At 62.5% G+C, this 16530-nt stretch carries 18 protein-coding genes and 3 pseudogenes; 10 read left to right on the top strand and 11 right to left on the bottom strand.

Annotation, left to right across the window (positions count from 1 at the left end; all coding sequences use genetic code 11):
• Positions 1-86: 86 nt before the first annotated feature.
• On the top strand, positions 87-1922 hold the full coding sequence (locus SB772_RS25990) for an ABC transporter ATP-binding protein (RefSeq protein ID WP_410836052.1): 1836 nt from the start codon (positions 87-89) through the stop codon (positions 1920-1922).
• 102 nt (positions 1923-2024) lie between these two features.
• Here the strand turns inward: SB772_RS25990 and otsA are convergent, their stop codons facing one another.
• From otsA to SB772_RS25975, 3 genes are all read right to left on the bottom strand, one after another.
• Positions 2025-3485: an alpha,alpha-trehalose-phosphate synthase (UDP-forming) gene (otsA, locus tag SB772_RS25985; protein WP_410836051.1), complete on the bottom strand. Its 1461-nt coding sequence runs from the start codon at positions 3483-3485 to the stop codon at positions 2025-2027.
• Between the two features lie 64 nt (positions 3486-3549).
• Positions 3550-4299, bottom strand: coding sequence for a trehalose-phosphatase (gene otsB / locus SB772_RS25980; RefSeq protein ID WP_410836050.1), 750 nt, complete (start codon positions 4297-4299; stop codon positions 3550-3552).
• Between the two features lie 49 nt (positions 4300-4348).
• Entirely contained in the window at positions 4349-4561 is a 213-nt protein-coding gene (locus SB772_RS25975; RefSeq protein WP_410836049.1) for a hypothetical protein, read from the bottom strand.
• A 250-nt stretch (positions 4562-4811) separates the two neighbouring features.
• On the opposite strand from SB772_RS25975, the gene SB772_RS25970 reads away from it, so the two are divergent.
• The 3 genes from SB772_RS25970 to SB772_RS25960 are packed head-to-tail and all read left to right on the top strand — an operon-like array spanning position 4812 to position 6755.
• Positions 4812-5381 (top strand): SCO family protein, encoded by a 570-nt coding sequence (locus SB772_RS25970; RefSeq protein ID WP_410836166.1) that lies wholly within the window; start codon positions 4812-4814, stop codon positions 5379-5381.
• 18 nt (positions 5382-5399) lie between these two features.
• Complete coding sequence (locus SB772_RS25965) at positions 5400-5861, top strand: copper chaperone PCu(A)C (protein WP_410836048.1); 462 nt, start codon at positions 5400-5402, stop codon at positions 5859-5861.
• A 9-nt stretch (positions 5862-5870) separates the two neighbouring features.
• Complete coding sequence (locus tag SB772_RS25960) at positions 5871-6755, top strand: cytochrome c oxidase assembly protein (RefSeq protein ID WP_410836047.1); 885 nt, start codon at positions 5871-5873, stop codon at positions 6753-6755.
• Between the two features lie 63 nt (positions 6756-6818).
• Here SB772_RS25960 and SB772_RS25955 read toward each other — a convergent pair whose 3' ends face one another.
• The 3 genes from SB772_RS25955 to SB772_RS25945 all read right to left on the bottom strand — a co-directional run bounded on the left by SB772_RS25955 (position 6819) and on the right by SB772_RS25945 (position 9705).
• The gene (locus SB772_RS25955) at positions 6819-7313 is read right to left on the bottom strand and encodes a GNAT family N-acetyltransferase (RefSeq protein WP_410836046.1); all 495 of its coding nucleotides are present in this window, start codon (positions 7311-7313) and stop codon (positions 6819-6821) included.
• Between the two features lie 259 nt (positions 7314-7572).
• Positions 7573-8331: a TraB/GumN family protein gene (locus SB772_RS25950; protein WP_410836045.1), complete on the bottom strand. Its 759-nt coding sequence runs from the start codon at positions 8329-8331 to the stop codon at positions 7573-7575.
• Between the two features lie 639 nt (positions 8332-8970).
• Positions 8971-9705 carry a phosphatase PAP2 family protein gene (locus SB772_RS25945; protein ID WP_410836044.1) on the bottom strand — a complete coding sequence of 245 codons (735 nt, stop codon included), beginning with the start codon at positions 9703-9705 and terminating at the stop codon, positions 8971-8973.
• Positions 9706-10001: 296 nt separating this feature from the next.
• On the opposite strand from SB772_RS25945, the pseudogene SB772_RS25940 reads away from it, so the two are divergent.
• A pseudogene (locus SB772_RS25940) lies at positions 10002-10184 on the top strand (IS5/IS1182 family transposase); the annotation flags it as partial.
• A gap of 532 nt (positions 10185-10716) precedes the next feature.
• Here the strand turns inward: SB772_RS25940 and SB772_RS25935 are convergent.
• On the bottom strand, positions 10717-11508 hold the full coding sequence (locus SB772_RS25935; protein ID WP_410836043.1) for a DNA adenine methylase: 792 nt from the start codon (positions 11506-11508) through the stop codon (positions 10717-10719).
• A gap of 244 nt (positions 11509-11752) precedes the next feature.
• Between SB772_RS25935 and SB772_RS25930 the strand changes: the two are divergent.
• The 3 genes and pseudogenes from SB772_RS25930 to SB772_RS25920 all read left to right on the top strand — a co-directional run bounded on the left by SB772_RS25930 (position 11753) and on the right by SB772_RS25920 (position 13446).
• A pseudogene (locus SB772_RS25930) lies at positions 11753-12291 on the top strand (glycoside hydrolase family 73 protein).
• On the top strand, positions 12288-12635 hold the full coding sequence (locus SB772_RS25925; RefSeq protein ID WP_410836042.1) for a hypothetical protein: 348 nt from the start codon (positions 12288-12290) through the stop codon (positions 12633-12635). The pseudogene SB772_RS25930 and the gene SB772_RS25925 overlap by 4 nt, the downstream one beginning before the upstream one ends.
• Positions 12636-12759: 124 nt before the next feature.
• Entirely contained in the window at positions 12760-13446 is a 687-nt protein-coding gene (locus SB772_RS25920; protein ID WP_410836041.1) for an SOS response-associated peptidase, read from the top strand.
• On the opposite strand, the gene SB772_RS25915 is transcribed toward SB772_RS25920, so the two are convergent.
• The 4 genes and pseudogenes from SB772_RS25915 to SB772_RS25900 all read right to left on the bottom strand — a co-directional run.
• On the bottom strand, positions 13443-14072 hold the full coding sequence (locus tag SB772_RS25915) for a hypothetical protein (RefSeq protein WP_410836040.1): 630 nt from the start codon (positions 14070-14072) through the stop codon (positions 13443-13445). The genes SB772_RS25920 and SB772_RS25915 overlap by 4 nt on opposite strands.
• Before the next feature lie 2 nt (positions 14073-14074).
• A complete protein-coding gene (locus tag SB772_RS25910; protein ID WP_410836039.1) occupies positions 14075-14641 on the bottom strand; it encodes a glycoside hydrolase family 108 protein in 567 nt (188 codons plus the stop codon).
• Positions 14638-15087 (bottom strand): hypothetical protein, encoded by a 450-nt coding sequence (locus SB772_RS25905; protein ID WP_410836038.1) that lies wholly within the window; start codon positions 15085-15087, stop codon positions 14638-14640. Before SB772_RS25905 ends, SB772_RS25910 begins: the two co-directional genes overlap by 4 nt.
• A 76-nt stretch (positions 15088-15163) precedes the next feature.
• A pseudogene (locus tag SB772_RS25900) lies at positions 15164-15718 on the bottom strand (phage late control D family protein); the annotation flags it as partial.
• Between SB772_RS25900 and SB772_RS25895 the strand changes: the two are divergent.
• Both SB772_RS25895 and SB772_RS25890 read left to right on the top strand, forming a co-directional pair.
• Positions 15656-16063 carry a hypothetical protein gene (locus SB772_RS25895; RefSeq protein ID WP_410836170.1) on the top strand — a complete coding sequence of 136 codons (408 nt, stop codon included), beginning with the start codon at positions 15656-15658 and terminating at the stop codon, positions 16061-16063. The pseudogene SB772_RS25900 and the gene SB772_RS25895 sit on opposite strands and share 63 nt — an antisense overlap.
• Positions 16060-16515: a hypothetical protein gene (locus tag SB772_RS25890; RefSeq protein ID WP_410836037.1), complete on the top strand. Its 456-nt coding sequence runs from the start codon at positions 16060-16062 to the stop codon at positions 16513-16515. The genes SB772_RS25895 and SB772_RS25890 overlap by 4 nt, the downstream gene beginning before the upstream one ends.
• Positions 16516-16530: the final 15 nt, after the last annotated feature.

Genomic DNA, 16530 nt, shown 5'->3' with positions numbered 1-16530 from the left:
AATGCGAAGCATCGGCTTCGCGGCGAGCTATTTACCGTGGCCCATGCCTTGCGTGCACAACCGAAACACTCCGACCTCACGATCAATTGGAACACTCAACCATCGCCCAGCGTAATGCCCAAAACGCAAAGCTTGCGAGCTACGCGCATCGGCCGCTTGCGTTTCTCTTCCGCTTTATCCGCCGCCACCCGCTCGCGCATGCCACCGTCCTGTGCAGCGTGGTTGCGGCCGTGGGGTGTGCGCTTGCTTCGCAATACGCGATCAAACATCTGATCGACGTGCTCGGCGAAGGCCGGCATCATCCCGGTCCGCTGTGGGGAGCATTTGCCATCCTCGTCGGTTTGATCGCCACCGACAACCTGCTGTGGCGGGTCGGCGGCTGGGTCGCCGCGCATACCTTCGTGGCCGTCACCGGCGACTTGCGGCGCGACCTGTTCCAGTATCTGAGCGGCCATTCGCCCACCTACTACGCCGAGAAGCAGCCGGGTATGCTCGCGAGCCGCATCACGGCAACCTCGAACGCCGTGTACACCGCGGAGAACACCACCGCGTGGAACGTGCTGCCGCCTTGTATAGCGGTGCTCGGCGCGATCGTGATGATCATCGCCGTGAATCCGCTGATGGCGGCCGGCCTGATGCTGTGCTCGGCAATTCTGTCGGTCGTGCTTTACAAACTTGCCGGCCGCGGTTCGGCACGGCATCACCAGTTCGCGACCAAAGCGGCCTCGGTGGACGGCGAGCTGGTCGACGTGATCAGCAACATGGGCCTCGTGCGCGCCTTCGGCATGACGTTTCGCGAACAGCAGCGTTTTGGCGCGACGGTCAAAGCGGAAATGGATGCCCGCCAGCAGAGCCTGCTGTATCTGGAAAAGCTGCGGCTGTTGCACGCGGTGATTACCGCGCTGCTGTCGGCCGGCTTGCTGGGCTGGGCGCTGTGGCTGTGGGATCAAGGCAGGGCGACCTCCGGCGACATCGTGCTGGTCAGCTCGCTCGGCTTCACGATCCTGCACGGCACGCGCGATCTGGCCGTGGCGCTCGTCGACGTGACACAGCACGTCGCGCGGCTCGCGGAAGCGGTGCGCACGCTGCTCGAACCGCACGGCATGCCGGACCGCAGCGACGCGACCGAACTCGTGCCGCAAGGCGGCCGGGTCGATTTCGAAGGCGTGACGTTCGCCTATCCGCGCCGCCGGCCGATTCTCGATCACTTCGATCTGCGTATCGAACCGGGCCAACGGGTCGGCCTGATCGGCAAGTCGGGCGCGGGCAAATCCACCGTGCTCGCGTTGCTTCAGCGCTTCTACGAAACGCAAGGCGGCGCGATCAGGATCGACGGCCAGGACATCGCCGCGATCACCCAGGACAGCCTGCGCCACGCGATCGCGCTGGTGCCGCAGGATATCTCGCTGTTTCATCGCACGGTGTACGAGAACATCGCGTATGGCCGGCCTGAAGCGACCCGCGAAGAAGTGCTCGCCGCCGCGCGCGAAGCGCGCTGCACGGATTTCATCGAGGCGATGCCCGAAGGTTTCGATACGATCGTCGGCGATCGCGGCGTGAAGCTGTCCGGCGGTCAGCGTCAGCGGATCGCGATTGCCCGGGCGATTCTGAAGAACGCGCCGATCCTGTTGCTCGACGAAGCCACCTCGGCACTCGACAGCGCGTCGGAAGAATCGATCCAGAAGGCGCTCGACCGGCTGATGGTGGGTCGCACGGTGATTGCAATCGCGCACCGGCTGTCGACGCTGAACAATTTCGATCGGATCATTGTGATGAGCACGGGCAAAGTGATCGACGACGGCAGCCCGGAAGAACTCCGCTCGCGCCCGGGCTTATATCGCGACCTGCTTTCGAAGCAATATGGCAAGGGCACCACGCTACATGTCGGCGGCAAGAAGGTCGACGAACAGCACGTGGTTTGAACTGCGTAGCGCCCGGCGCTACCGACAAGGAAGCAACCAGAAAGCCGCTTTCGAGCGGCTTCCTTGTTTTCCGGACCCGCCGCGAACGGCCTTTATAGCGGCCTATTCAGCCAATGTTTCGCGCACTGCCCGCTTGCACGACGCTGCACGCGTTTTCACACTCCTGGTGCTCGTTGCACCATCGCCGCTCTGCAGATCGCGCATGAAGTTATCGCGCCACACCGACACATTGTTCTCGCGCAACTGCACCATCATGTCGCGGTGACGCGCCTGGCGCTCCGCGAGCGGCATCTGCAGCGCCTTGGCCAGCGCATCGGCCATGTCGTCGATATCGACCGGATTGACGATCAGCGCGCCGTCCAGCTCCTGTGCCGCGCCGGCAAAGCGCGACAGCACCAGCACGCCGGGATTTTCGGGATCCTGCGCCGACACGTACTCCTTGGCGACGAGGTTCATGCCGTCGCGCAACGGCGTGACGTAGCCGACGTGCGCGGTGCGAAACAGCGCAGCCAGCACCGAGCGCTCGTACTGCTTATGAATGTAGAGAATCGGCGTCCAGTCCAGCTCGGCAAAGCGGCCGTTGATACGGCCCGACTCGCCTTCGAGTTGCAGACGGATGTCCTGGTACGCGTGCATGTCGGCACGCGTCGGCGGCGCGATTTGCAGGAACGACACCTTGTTGCGCTGCGCCGTCGCATGTTCGAGCAGCCGCTCGAACGCGCGGAAACGCTCGACCAGCCCCTTCGAATAATCGAGCCGGTCCACGCTCATGATCAGCTTGCGCGAATGCAGCGTCGCCTTCATCGTGCGCACCGGTTTGCCGCGCTCGCCCGCTCTCGCGAGCTCGGCGATTTCGTCCGGATAGACACCGATCGGATAGGCCGCCGCGCGCAACGTGCGGCCGAACGCGTGAACGGTCAGCGGGCCCGTAGCGGATGGGTCGATCGTGCCGTTCGCCTCGTTGACGATGTAGTCGCAGAACGCGCGCAGATCCGGCGCGGTCTGGAACCCGAGCAGATCGAACGAACACAGCGCTTCAACCAGATCGCGATGCGGCGGCACCGCGAGCAGGACCTGTGAAGCCGGAAACGGAATATGCAGAAAGAAGCCGATGCGATTCTTCACGCCGGCCGCGCGCAATGCTTGCGCAAACGGAATCAGGTGGTAGTCGTGGACCCAGATCACATCGTCCTCGCGCAACAGCGGCACGAGTTGCTGCGCGAGCCATGCGTTGACGCGGCAATAGCCCTCGAAATCGTGCCGGTCGTATTGCAGCAGATCGGCGCGATAGTGGAACGCGGGCCACAGCGTCGCGTTCGAGAAACCGCGGTAATACTGGTCGTAGTCGCGGCGCATTAGCGCGATCGTCGCGAAGGTCACCGGCCCGCGCTCCTCGACCTTGATCTGCGGCTGGCCCGAACTGAGCACGTCGCCGCTCCAGCCGAACCACATGCCGCCGGTTTCCTTCAGCGCGTCGTACACGCCGACCGCCAGGCCCCCTGCCGCCGGCCCGCCTTCCGAGATCGGCGCGACCCGGTTCGATACGATGATCAGTCGGCTCATGAAGCGCGATTCCCGATGCAGTACTTGAAGTACGTTATGTACGTTGAGCGATACGGCGCGGTCATCATGCTCCGCGCGCCGCCGCGACAATCGACGCCAGCCAGTCGAGCAATGCCGCTACCGAATCGACGCGCGTGTGCGCCATCGTATCGCCCGCACCGACCTTGATCGACAGACCGCCGCGCTCCTTGACGACGGCAAAGCCTTTCTCGTCGGTCAGATCGTCTCCGGCAAACACAGGAAAACGGCCGACGAACGGCGGCTCGTCGAGAAACGCGCGCAGCGCGCGGCCTTTGTCGACGTCTTTCGGCTTGATCTCGTAGACCATCTTGCCGGGCTGCAATACATAGGAGCCGGCGTAATCGGCGACCAGCCGCCCGGTTGCCTCGCGCGCCACCGGCTCGCGATCCGGCGCATTGCGATAGTGCAGCGCGAGCGCCGCGCCCTTGATCTCGAGCAGCATGCCGGGATTCGAATTGACGACCTGCGCAAGCACCTGCTCCATGCGCAACAGGCGCTCGTCGTGAAAGCCGATACGCTGCGTATCGCCGTTCGCGTCGCGCCGCTCGGCGCCGTGCAGACCGGCGACCGGCAGATCGGGCAAGCCGAGGAAAGCATCGATACTATCGATGCCGCGCCCCGACACGATCGCCACCGCGCCATTCGTCAGACGCTGCAACTCGGTCAGCAGCACGATGACTTCGGGTTGCACCAGCACGCCGTCCGGCGTGGGTGCGAGTTCGACGAGCGTGCCGTCAAAGTCGAAGAAAAATGCCGTCTCGCTCGGAGACAGAAATGCCGGAAGTGATTGCATCGGTTAGTTTTGCCTTTCAGCCTTCTGCGGCCGGAAAAGTGTGCGCATCTTACCGCGCATCCACCCATTTTTCGAGAAAGTAAGCCAGGACACAAGCCCGGTCGCGGCGCGCGAGCCGACGCCAGCGTGGATTGCGTTCAAAAAGAGCACAATCCGGCTTCATCCAGCTTTCAGCCGCCTGCGTCAAATTGCCTCGCAAACCGCGCGCCAACAGTCGCTGCGCCACGCCGCCGGCTATTTTGCGATACAGTCGCAGCCACACAGACCACTCAGGTTACGGCCATATTTGCACACCATGAAGGGCTGCGCGCTTTGCGCGAAGCGCACTGCGTCCGCTGAGGTATCGGCTCTTGCGCCACCTTGTGTGCCAGTTTATGTGTCAGCTCATGTGCCACTCTTCAATCGAGTCATTGAATCCTGCTTTGTTCCCGATCATCTCATCCCGGCGCCAGCAACCGAACCTTGCATCGCCACCCCGGGCGTGGTCCTGCCGCCTGTTCGCGCTGACCGTTATGGTAGGCGCGCTAGCTACGCTAGCCGGCTGCACGCATCGCGCCGAACCGTGGCAGTTGACCAACGTGACCGGCCACTTGCCGGATCTGGATTTCTCGCTGACCGGCGACGACGGCCGTCCCGTCACCGGCGACTCATTCAAAGGCCGCACGTCGCTCGTCTACTTCGGCTATACGCATTGTCCGGACGTCTGTCCCGAGACCATGGCCCGTCTGATGCAGGTGCTGGGCAAGCTAGGCCCGGACGCGCAAAAAGTGCGCATCCTGTTCATCACCGTCGATCCGGCGCGCGACACGGCCAAGGCATTGCACGATTACATCGGCGCCTTCGACTCGCAACACGCCGAAGGGCTGACCGGCACCGACTGGCAAATCGAATCGCTCGCCAAGCGTTACCGGGTCGCCTATCAGATGGAAAAGCGCGACCCCGACGGCAATTACGAAGTCACGCATAGCTCGGCCGTCTACGTGTTCGACCAGCAAGGCCACGCGCGCCTGCTCGCCACCGATCACGACACCCCCGACGCGATCGCACAGGACCTGCGCCGTATCATTGATGACCGTTCCTGACCTTTCCCGAATCCAACCATGTCGATCAAGATCAAAACGTTCGCTGCATTGAGCTGCACCCTCGCCCTTTCGTTCGGTTTCGCCGCAAGCGCGCAAGCGGCCGGTGCTCAAGCGATCAGCGCCAAAGAGGCGTGGGTCCGCTGGTTGCCGAACAACCTGCCCGCCGCCGGCTACGTAACGCTGATGAACGCGAGCGACAAGCCGGTCGACCTCGTCGATATTTCCAGCAACGACTATGGCGGCGCGATGTTGCATCAAACCGTGTCGAACGGCTCGACGCAAAAAATGGTGATGGTCGATAAGCTGACGGTGCCCGCGCACGGCCAGGTCGCGATTGCGCCGGGCGGCTACCACGTGATGCTCGAGGACGCGAAGCACAAGGTGGCGCCGGGCGACACCGTGCATCTGACGCTGAAGTTCTCCGACGGCGAAACGCTCGATACGCCGTTCGCCGTCAAATCGCCCGCACAGACCAAGTAACGCCGTACGATGACCCTGCTCTACTGGCTCGACCCCTGGGAGTTTTCACCGACTGTCGTGATCGCATTGCTGGTGCCTGCGATCCTGTTCGTGCGAGGCGCGCACAAGGCGAAGGTGTCGATTGCGCGGCGCATTGCCTTCTGGTTCGGGCTGGCGGCGTTGTATGTCGCGCTGCATACGCGGCTCGATTACTTCTTCGAGCATGAGTTCTTCATGCATCGCGCGCAGCATCTGGTGCTGCATCATCTCGGCCCGTTCTTCATCGCGCTGTCGTATCCGGGCGCCGCATTGCGTGCGGGCATTCCGTTCGGCTGGCGCCAACGCTTCGTGCGGCCCGCGTTGCAAACCCGCATCGTGCGCAAGGTGCTCGACGTGGTGATGCATCCTGTGGTCGCGGTTACATTGTTCGTTGGACTGATTTATTTCTGGCTGATGTCGCCGATTCATTTCGTGGCGATGCTCGACTGGCGGCTCTACCGCGTGATGAACTGGAGCATGGTGATCGACGGACTGCTGTTCTGGTGGCTCGTGCTCGACTCGCGCCCCGCGCCACCGGCGCGGCTGTCGCCGGGCAAACGCGTGCTGGTGGTAATCGCCGCGATTCCGCCGCAGATCATCCTCGGCGCGTTCATCTTCTTCTCGCCACGCGAGCTTTATCCGATCTATTCGATTTGCGGACGCGCCTTCACGTGGCTGAGCCCGATGCGCGATCAGCAGATCGGCGGACTGCTGCTGTGGATTCCGGGTTCGATGATGAGCGTGATCGGCGCCCTGTTGGCGTTGCGTCACTGGATGCGGCTGTCGGCACGCGGACGTCTGCGTGGCGAACGAGGAGCGGCTGCCGCGCAAGCGCCGGCGCGAGGCGGTTCAGTGCCGGCGAGCAGCCACCGCTGATACCGGCAATTTCAAAGCGATTGAAGGCGGCCGGCGCATGCATGCGCCGAGTTTCGTTGACGCTTAGACCGAACGCATCCACACGTGCGGAATGCCGTCCTCTTCGTGAATGTCCGAGATCGGCGCAAAGCCGAACGCGCCGTAGAAAGCCTGAAGATGCGCTTGCGCATGCAAACGGATCGGCGTGCCGGGCCACTGCGCCCTGATCTGCGTCAGCGCGCGTTCGAGCATCGCGTTGCCAAGACCGATGCCGCGGAACGCCGCCGTCGTCAGTACGCGGCCGATGCGGATATCGGTGTTCTCGGCGTCCGGCAGCAGCACACGGAGATAACCTGCCAGCGGTGGATGGCTCGCGCCGGGACCGAAGGCGAACAGATGCCAGGCTTGCGTATCGAGACCGTCGATATCGCCGTAAAGGCAGTTCTGCTCGATGACGAACACCGCGCTGCGAGCAGCCAGCATTGCGTAGACTTCAGCGGCGGTGAGATCGTCGAAGGCTTTCCAGCGCCATTCGAGTTGTGCGAGCGGGGTCGTGGCGATGTGCAGCGGTTCGGTCATGAAAAGGCTTCAAAAAAGAAGGCGCGCCTGTGCGGACGGCGGCGATGCGGAATTATGCCGCGCCTGGCGGGCTTAGGCTATGGCGCGCCGGTATTGCGGAATGGGGCGCGGACCACCGGCGAGCGGGGCGCGGGGCTCGTCGCGGCACGCGGCGCTTCTGCGGCGGTCAGCCGCCACCGTCGGAGCGAGTCCTTTTCTCGCCTGCACTCCCTGCGCTTTTCGCCACGTTCGGCGCGTGCAGTCACCCGCAGCAAGCCCGCTACGCGCCCAGGAAAACCGGCTCGACAGGGCGGCCAAGACACTCGACGAGATTTTCAGGGCCGCACAAATGCAGCGCGCCGACGACCACCAGCGTTCGCTCCGGCCGTCCGAGCATCTCCGTCACGCGCGCCGCCCAGGCGCGATTGCGCGCATCGAGAAGGGCGTGGCGGATGCCGGGCAGGTTGAACATCGGCGACTCGACGGCAATTTCGTGCACGGCCTGCAGATCGCCATGCAGCCAGGCCGCATGCATGCGCTCGAGCGTGCGCTGCGGCTCCTTCAGATCGGCCACCAGCAAACCGAGCGCGGCGCCGACTGCTTCCAATGGAATCGATTCGAGCGACGTCGCCACTTCCTCCGCGGTCTCGAGATACCGATACGGTTTGGCTTGTGCGAGCGCCGAGCGCAGCATGCGCGGCTCGACGCCTTCGACGACCTGCTGAAACAGCGTCGGCGCGACGATCAGCGCGGCCCATGGCCGCAAATCGGTGAGCGGCGCCAACGGGCCGTCGACGGGCCACACGGCCTGGAGTTGATTCCAGGCGTCGGCGGATAGCAAGGGCCGCAGTTGATCGGCACCGCTTCGCGAGTGCGCTTTCAGAAACGGCAAGATGGTCGGTGCATCGGATTCGAAGACCAGCGTTTCGGCCCAGTCATAAGCCTCGGCAATCCAGGGCGGCGTCCTGCGGCTCGTTGCAGGGAACAAATGCATCGAGCCGAGCAGGCGTACGTTGGTGCCGGTGAGTTGTAGGTACATGCAGCCTCGGGATTGGCGGGCGATTCGGCAATTGGGTATTCGGGCGTTGGGTCATTCACCCGGCAGCACGCCGGTGAGGCATAACGCGCAGATCACACGCAGGTAGAAAGAACGGCGTTCGATATTCTGGATGCGCATGCGGTAGATGCCGGTGTATCAGGGCTGAACGTCTGCGCACTATACCGGCGGAAGCAGCAAAGCTGCAGATACGCGCAGGGGAACGCCACGGCAGACACCCCTGATCGGGAAGCACGTTGGATGCGAGACGCAAGAGGTTACGCGCAGAAAAGAGAAAAGCCCCGACGAGTCGGGGCTTTTCTCTTCATCAACTACTGGAGGCGCGAGCCGGAGTCGAACCGGCCTAAACGGCTTTGCAGGCCGCTGCATCTAGTTTTAAATCAATGCGTTACACGCAATAACCATCCAGATTGACCGCTCAAGGCAATCCATCTTGGTCAGCAACGACGGACCAGTGACGACCAGAAGCAGACGATCGGACGCGCCAGCGTAAAGCGGTCATTCACCGGTCGGGCCAGGGATTTTGCGGGGACTGCGGTTCGTGGCCTCCGCTTCCGGTCAACCTCCGTCCGGATTCGTGTACGGTTCGTTTTTTAAATCAGTCGATCTACCACGCTCACGCTATTGCCAGTGGTTGCCGGGCCGATAAGTTGCGGTCCCGTCCAGTCGTACTGCCTTTGAAACGGACTGCTCGAGCAAACGTATTTCCACCGACTGGGTTACCAGTTCAAAACACAAGAGAAACGCCAACGTATAACCGCCCCCGGGAAATCTCTGAATCCATCCCAGTATCGGCACCGCAAAACGCGTTCTGACGGAGTCCCGTGTCATTACGTATGTGATGATAATCCCAATCGCCGCACCCGCGAGTACGTCGGTCGGATAGTGCAAGCCGAGATAAACGCGCGGCATGCATATGAAGATCGCGGTGTACAAAAGCGCAAGCACGCCCACGCGGCGCCAGACGAGAAAAATTCCTGTCGCGACTGACATCCACAGCATCGCGTGGTCGCTCGGAAAGGAACTCCAGGTTCGCACGTCTCGCAGACTGGCGGATGGAAAGTGCAGGTGCAGCTCGGGGTTATAGATTGGCCGCACCCGAAATGGCAAATAATCGGCGAGAAGCCTGCCGATTGCGAGCGCCAGAAGGCCGCCCACAATCGTTGCAATGACCATTTCACGCTCCCATTCGCCACGCTGACTGGGTTTGAACCACATCCACCACAAAATGGGTATGAGCACGAGGCCCTTGAATGTATACAGGTCCGCGATTACCCTTATCGCGTGGTTAATCAGGTCGGAGCTAAAAGCGTTGTGCGTCAGGAAAGCTAGGATTGCTGTATCGAAACTGTTCATTCGGCATGTCCTCTTGGATTCATGGCTATAAAAATGCCTGGTTATCGGAAGCTGACGCGCGCTTTTCTCTCAACCGCGAATGAGCCAAGTATGCCACCCGGGTCGTAAGGCACAAGACGAATGCAAAATAAGGGGTCCGGGGAGCAACGGCAATGCCCCGACCTAAGGATCGGTTGAATCGCGCAGTGGGCGCAATTCACCGCGTGCGACGGCCACCGGCGCCGCGAACGAGTAGCGTACGAGCATGTTGATATTGTCATGGACGAACGATGAGAGCCTGGTCTCGTCCTCAGGACGCACCGGATATCCGAAGCGTTTGCCGGCAATTTGTCGTGTTATGTCAGTGCCTGGATCTGCTCTTTGAAGCGCTCGTGGCAATCGACGGAAGCAAGAAGGCGGTGAACCGTCGAGACCGCAACTTCGCGAGCGCGAAGTTAGAATGGCGCATGCAAGACATTGGGGCAAGCATCAATCGTTATCAGAAGTACGGGCGCTACTCGCCCATGATTGCGCTGATACGCCTCGCGGTAGACAGCATGCACCCGTTCGCAAGGGAGGCCGAGGCGCTCATGGCAGGGTACAGTGCAGCGGGTAGCGGATGACACGCTCGTCCCGCGAATGTACTAAAGGACGATGATTTCAAGCGATCCGTGGGTAGCTTCAGAAGCGGGTCAGGTTACCTTGAATCAATGTCCGCTTCGTAGAACGGTGAACGTCGGCTCAGAGTCGAACTGGGCCGTTCAAAGTCGCTTTGTCGGCGCGAAGGCTGAGTTCGGTTCAATCGGCCTGAACAGCTTTGCAGGCCGCCACAATCTCGGCAATTCAATACCCGATCTTGATTGACCATTCAGATTGATCGCCTCTCGCGTCCTGGCCGGCGCTGCCCATTATCGTCGCGAGGCCAGTCCCGCCGTCAGCACAGTCGAAGTCGGCAGGACATTTACAATACGTCAGGACAAAAGACGGCGCAAACGCTGGAACCCTCGGCAGGGTTCCTGTGATCGCCGCGGCTTAGAAAAGACCTGCCGGTTGTGCCGCATCATCCCAACTGAAAATAATCACCTCCTTGCGCGCAGCCTCCCGGCCCCCACCGCCCACCGTGTACCTGATGTCCACCGTCTCGATGTGAAGGCCCTCGAACGCCCGGCGGATGTCCGGATGATCATTGAGGCTGACGATCGCCCTGCCCTTCAACGATCGCAGGCGGGCCGCCATCTCAAGGTATTCCGAATACGGAAACGGCACGCCATAACCCTCGGTCTCCCAATACGGCGGATCGAGATAGAACAGTGTGTGCGGCCGGTCGTACTTGTCGATGCATGCCTTCCAGTCGAGCCGTTCGACGAACGAGTTTGACAGGCGCAGGTGCGCGGCCGACAGTGTCTCCTCGAGCCGCAACAGGTTCAGGCCCGGCGGCGCAGTGGTTGCCGTGCCGAACGACTGTCCCTCGATCTTGCCGCCGAAGCAGTTCTGCTGCAGGTAATAGAAGCGGGCCGCACGCTGGATGTCCGTAAGCGTTTCCGGGATCGTATCCTGCAGCCACTTGAACACCTGCCGGCTGGTGAGCGCCCATTTGAACTGGCGCACGAATCCCTCAAGATGATGCTGCACGACGCGGTACAGGTTCACCAGCTCGCCGTTGATGTCGTTGATGACCTCGACCTTCGCCGGTGGTCGCATGAAGTACAACGCGTGCCCGCCCGCGAAGACCTCGACGTAACAGTCATATTCAGGAAACCGCGGAATGAGATGATCCGCGAGGCGGCGCTTGCCGCCGATCCATGGAACGATGGGATTTGCCATAGTGGATTGCCTTTGTTGGATATTTGTTAGAATTCGGCCCGCCTACCGGTAGGTGTCGGGGCCTTGGCTAATTCACTGGCTCGTGCAGTGGAAAGGTGGCCGGGAACATGCGCGAACATTTTCCCGGTCGCCCTGTCTTTTCCCGCGCCATGAAGCACGTTCAAAGTAACTTTATGCCGTGTGCATCGGGTGGCTGATTGCCCGCGATACGCACGTGTGGCATGCTGGGTCCCCGTTTCGTAGGATGAAAAGATTTGCCATGGCACAGCCGTCCATGCACCATCACCCCGCGACAGGGCACAAGCCGAAGCCCCACGTGGCGCCGGCGTACGTGCGGCAATTCATCGATACCCATCTGGCCGCTGCGCAGGAGGTTCAGCGCAGGTATCAGGTGCCAGCGGGCGTTGTCATTGCCCAATCGGCGCTTGAAAGCAACTGGGGAAGGTCGGTCGTCGGCAACGCCTATTTCGGCGTCAAAGGCCGCGCGCCGGGCGGCGACAGCACCACGTTCACCACTCACGAAGTGATCAACGGCAAGGCGATCAAGATCGATGATGCGTTCCGCGCCTACGGCAGCTATGAAGAGGCCGCGACGACTATGCGCAAATGCTTCGGAACAATCCGCGCTTCCGGTCGTGCTTCCTCTACACCCGCAGTTCGCAGTTCGCCAACGCGCTCGCCCGCAACGGCTATGCGACGGATCCGTCTTACGCAGTCAAGCTCAACGCAATCATCCGCGCGCACAAGCTCGACCAGTATGACGCGCGCAGGACCGAGCCATGATGCGCCGCGCAATCATCACGGCTGCGCTGATTGTCTGCACCCAGGCATGCGCTGCCCATCAACCGGTGACGAATGACGATAACGCAGCCACCCGAGCGGCGGACATCACGCGCACCTACGGTCTCTCGAAAGACCAGACCGAGTGCCTGCTCTTCGATACCGCCGACAAGGGCGAATACTTTCTGGTGCGAGTGCGCGAAAACCACACGGAAGCGTGCGGCGGCGCAGCCGGCGTCTCGCCTACCCTGTTCTTCCTGAAGATCCGCAAACGGGACGGTTACACGGTCACGACCGCGTACGACAGCGAGCACTACCTGCCGCTCAAAACACCTGCAAAGAATTGAGGCGCGGGGCCTCCGGAGCACGATCAAAGTAACCTGGTGCCGTCCGCAATGGACGGCGCCTCGCAGAGGGTGCGATCATCCGGTCAGGTTCACCGCCGACCGTCCGCCCGACGAGGAGCACGCCATGTGTGGTCGTTTCGCCCGCGCCCGCTACGGTATTGACTATGTCAACCCACTCGCCAACGACCACGACACGCGCTGGCCGCTGTTGAGCAGCGACAGCCCTCCAGCGGACACGCCAAGCTGGAATGCATCGCCGGGCACCCTGCAGCCTGTCATCTATCCGAATGGCGTCGTCAGGCGCGTTCACTGGGGTTACCGCCCTGCCTGGGCACAGGCCAAGGGCCTGCCGCAGATCATCAACGCCCGCGTTGAAAAACTCCTGACGTCGGCGTGGAAACCCATGCTCAAAAACGGTCGCATCCTCGCGCCGGCCGACCAGTGGTATGAGTGGATCAAGGCCGATGACGGCGGCAAACAACCCTACGCCATCGGTACGAAAAGCCACGCACCGCTGTGGATGGCCGCGTTGACCAACGTTGCTCCAGATGCCGAACAAAAGCCGGGCGACGGTTTCGTACTGGTTACGGCCGCAACCGACACGGGGCTCGTCGATGTGCACGACCGGCGGCCGGTGGTGTTCGATGCGGACACAGCCCGCCAGTGGCTCGACCTGGCCACATCACCCGAAGTCGCGGCCGAACTCGCACGCACTGCCGCACTGCCCCCCGAGGCGTTCGATTTCTTCAAGGTCGGCCGCGCCGTCAACCGACCCGGCACTGACGGGCCGGACCTGTTGAATCCGCTCTAGTTGCGGTCCCGCACGGGCGGCTCTTCATCGATCGCACCAGAGCGCGACACCACCGTGTCCGGCGATACAGCAAACTGCGTGATCGCCGCGGCCTGCCTGTCAGCGCGCGACGAAGACCCGAAAAAATATTCCTTCGAGCCCAGCACCATCGCGATCAGGATCCCGAACAGCGTATCGAGCGCGCGCATCACGCTGTCGTCGAGCCGGACCTGCCTGACCGCAAGCAGGAACTCCAGCCCGATCACCGCAAAGAGCGCGAGCGTGTACATATACGCCAGATTGCGCGCCGTATGGTCGTGCTCCGCCGTCGCAAAGTTGCGTGCGCTGGCACGATCGTCGGCCGCGAGCCTGTCGGCCTGCACCTGGATGCCGGCCATGTTTTCCGCGTGCGTAAAGCCGGCCTGCCGCATCTTCAGCGCGAAATCCTCGTCGGCCTGCTTCAACGCGAGCAGCTGCTCGGGCGTCATCGACTGACCGGTCAACGCGGCCTTCACCGACTCCACCGTCCCGTCGCCGATACCGAGCTTGTCCGCGATCGTCGACGCCGCCATCACGGCCACGCCCGGCACGCCACCCGTGAGCGCCGTGACCAGCCACGGCGCGACGGTTTTCAGAATATCCAGCATGTTCACACCCCCAACGCGCGATTGAGCTGCCAGCCGTACTCGAACTTCTCGTTCTCGGGGCGACGCTCGGCCGCCTCGATGTAGAACACCGACTGCTGGGAGACGATCATCCCGTACAGCACCCGATGCCCTTCGGCACCGCGCATCGCCAGAAACGCCTTCAGGGCAGCAACCGTTATCGGCCCGATGCCGCCGTCAGCGGCAATGTCCGGGAACGCCTTACCGTTCTGATTCAGCACGTTGAGCGCCCGCTGCATGAACTTCACACCCGTCGCCGGGCCGGCGTTGACGCCGATGTCGAACAGCTTCTCGGCCAGCGCCGGCGACACCGCGTCGACGTGGTCGAACTTCGGCCGCGTCCAGTAACGCGCCTCGTAGATCACGACGGCCGTCTCTCGGGGCATGTCCTTCATCGGTCCAATGTAGCCATACGCGCGTGCCTCGGCGACCGTGACGCCCCACATGGTCCCTTCGAGCTTGCCCTGATACCAGTTACCCCGGTCGGCCGGGTCGGTCGAGAATCCGCCCTCACGCCCAATCAATGCATCAATCTGCTCTTTCAGCTTCATCCCTTCAGCCCCCTGTTGACCGCCTGCTCCAGAATCTCAAGACGCTGCTGCTGCAAGCGGTTCAGCGCGTCCCCTTCGTTGATGTGCGTAAAAACCCATGCGATCGAGCCGGCAAAGCACACCTGCACCACGCCGAACACGATCCCGAGCACCCAGATCGCGCCCCGCGCCGTGTGCTTCATCTCGTCGACCTTGTCGTCGACGGCGTCCACCGCTGCCTCCAACTCGTCGCGCCCGCTGCGCTCTGCTTCCACTCGCGCCCACAGCAGATCAATGTCGCGCCGCGCGTTCGACGAGTGGATCGTCATTTCGGCAATCGATCGGTCAAGCGCCGGGATCGCCTGCACCGCCTGCTTGATGTCGTCGACGTTCGACGCGAGCGCAGAGAGCTGGCTGGCGACACGTGCCAACTGAACCCCGAGCGCTTCGTTTTGCGTTTCGTTCATCGCCTCCCCGTTGAAGAAATAAAAAAAGCCGCTCCGGTTGCCCGTGAGCGGCTGCTCGATGTCCGTGATGCTCCGGCTACCCCGGCGCCGGCACGACCAGATTGATCTTCTTTTTCGGCTTCTTCGCGTGACCGACCTTCGCCTTGCCCTTGTTGCCCGCGTTCAACGTCACCGTCGTGATCCATCCGCGCGACGTCAGCCGACTGACGGCCGTGTGCCGGTTAAGCGTGGCAAGCCGCGACGTCGCCGCAGATTTGGCCGCCGTCTGACTCGGGAACGCGTGCCGCTCGGTATGGACGGCAGACGCGCCAGGTGGCGCGTCCGGGTTCGGGATCGTTAGATCGATTTTCTTGCCAGTCTTGCGGTCGTGCACCTTCGTGCGCACGGCGGCGAAGCTCGCCCGATCGGGGAATGTAATGTCGTAGTCGAGCAGGTCGTCCGGCGTGAGCGTCACGATCGGCAACGGATTGCCGCTCGCGCTCTTCCCTGCCCCACGCGGCAGGACAAGCAGCTTGCCGGCCTTGACCGTCGCTGTCGCTCCGTACTGGCGGGCGAGGCGCGTGACGAAGTGCAGGTCGCTTTCGGCGAACTGGTCGACACGCGGCACGACGACGTCGACGTCGCAGGCGGCCAATCAGGACACCCGGCACTCGACAAATTCGTCGTCACGTTTCCGAGCCGCTTTAAGGCTCTCTACGCGGCACGCGACGAGCTGGTTGCCGAGCTGGGCAAGCCCGATTTGAAGCGGGACAAAAAGACCGTCGCAGCTTTGCTCTGGCTCGGCGATCTGGTGAAGTCCGAACGGCAAAAGCTGGTCGACTACGCCCGCACACAACAGCGGATGGCCAGCCTTGCTCCCTTGGCAAAGCAGGTCAAGACCAAGGCTACGCCCCTGCATCCGGCGACCGCATGGCCGTTTCCGTCGTCACCTGCGGTTCAGCAGGCATTGGACAGCATCGAGCGGGAGGCCGAATGACGGTTCGCCCGGCTATTTCCACCCCACGTCCGCTGCCGCGTAAGCGGGAAGCGGCGGACAAACGCCCACGGCTTTCCCTCGCTGGCGCCGTTCCGGCGCACGCATCGAACGACGACGTCAACAGCAGCGGGCTCGCGCCCGCCAAAGCGATCCAGACGAGCGAAGCGCCGCTCGCGCGGCGAAAAGCTATCCAGACGAAGGAAAACGAGTCGGATTCCCGACTCGCAAACCGAGCGCGAATCGAGGCAGTCCGCAATGAGATCCGGAAGCTAGTCGACGAGATCGCACTTGGCGCTGACATCGAGCTGCTCGACCTCATGCGCGACGAGGTAGGCAGCTACAGCCGGCACAAAGCGGCACAGGAAGCGCGCACATGGGCTAACGCCGCCGGCGTTCAGCTCGAAACGGGACTGATGATGCTCGACCGCGCTACGCGGCTTGCGTCGACGTGAAACTCCGACCCGAGC

This window comes from Paraburkholderia sp. SIMBA_030 (assembly GCF_046535245.1).
Lineage (GTDB): Bacteria > Pseudomonadota > Gammaproteobacteria > Burkholderiales > Burkholderiaceae > Paraburkholderia.
This window is presented reverse-complemented; position numbering and strand designations above follow the sequence as displayed.

What these genes read in the sequence shown, in the direction of transcription:
- otsA (WP_410836051.1), bottom strand. Translation starts at nt 3,485, where the DNA reads ATGAGCCGACTGATCATCGTATCGAACCGGGTCGCGCCGATCTCGGAA.
- otsB (WP_410836050.1), bottom strand. Translation starts at nt 4,299, where the DNA reads ATGCAATCACTTCCGGCATTTCTGTCTCCGAGCGAGACGGCATTTTTC.
- SB772_RS25970 (WP_410836166.1), top strand. Translation starts at nt 4,812, where the DNA reads ATGGTAGGCGCGCTAGCTACGCTAGCCGGCTGCACGCATCGCGCCGAA.
- SB772_RS25965 (WP_410836048.1), top strand. Translation starts at nt 5,400, where the DNA reads ATGTCGATCAAGATCAAAACGTTCGCTGCATTGAGCTGCACCCTCGCC.
- SB772_RS25960 (WP_410836047.1), top strand. Translation starts at nt 5,871, where the DNA reads ATGACCCTGCTCTACTGGCTCGACCCCTGGGAGTTTTCACCGACTGTC.
- SB772_RS25955 (WP_410836046.1), bottom strand. Translation starts at nt 7,313, where the DNA reads ATGACCGAACCGCTGCACATCGCCACGACCCCGCTCGCACAACTCGAA.
- SB772_RS25950 (WP_410836045.1), bottom strand. Translation starts at nt 8,331, where the DNA reads ATGTACCTACAACTCACCGGCACCAACGTACGCCTGCTCGGCTCGATG.
- SB772_RS25945 (WP_410836044.1), bottom strand. Translation starts at nt 9,705, where the DNA reads ATGAACAGTTTCGATACAGCAATCCTAGCTTTCCTGACGCACAACGCT.
- SB772_RS25935 (WP_410836043.1), bottom strand. Translation starts at nt 11,508, where the DNA reads ATGGCAAATCCCATCGTTCCATGGATCGGCGGCAAGCGCCGCCTCGCG.
- SB772_RS25925 (WP_410836042.1), top strand. Translation starts at nt 12,288, where the DNA reads ATGATGCGCCGCGCAATCATCACGGCTGCGCTGATTGTCTGCACCCAG.
- SB772_RS25920 (WP_410836041.1), top strand. Translation starts at nt 12,760, where the DNA reads ATGTGTGGTCGTTTCGCCCGCGCCCGCTACGGTATTGACTATGTCAAC.
- SB772_RS25915 (WP_410836040.1), bottom strand. Translation starts at nt 14,072, where the DNA reads ATGCTGGATATTCTGAAAACCGTCGCGCCGTGGCTGGTCACGGCGCTC.
- SB772_RS25910 (WP_410836039.1), bottom strand. Translation starts at nt 14,641, where the DNA reads ATGAAGCTGAAAGAGCAGATTGATGCATTGATTGGGCGTGAGGGCGGA.
- SB772_RS25905 (WP_410836038.1), bottom strand. Translation starts at nt 15,087, where the DNA reads ATGAACGAAACGCAAAACGAAGCGCTCGGGGTTCAGTTGGCACGTGTC.
- SB772_RS25890 (WP_410836037.1), top strand. Translation starts at nt 16,060, where the DNA reads ATGACGGTTCGCCCGGCTATTTCCACCCCACGTCCGCTGCCGCGTAAG.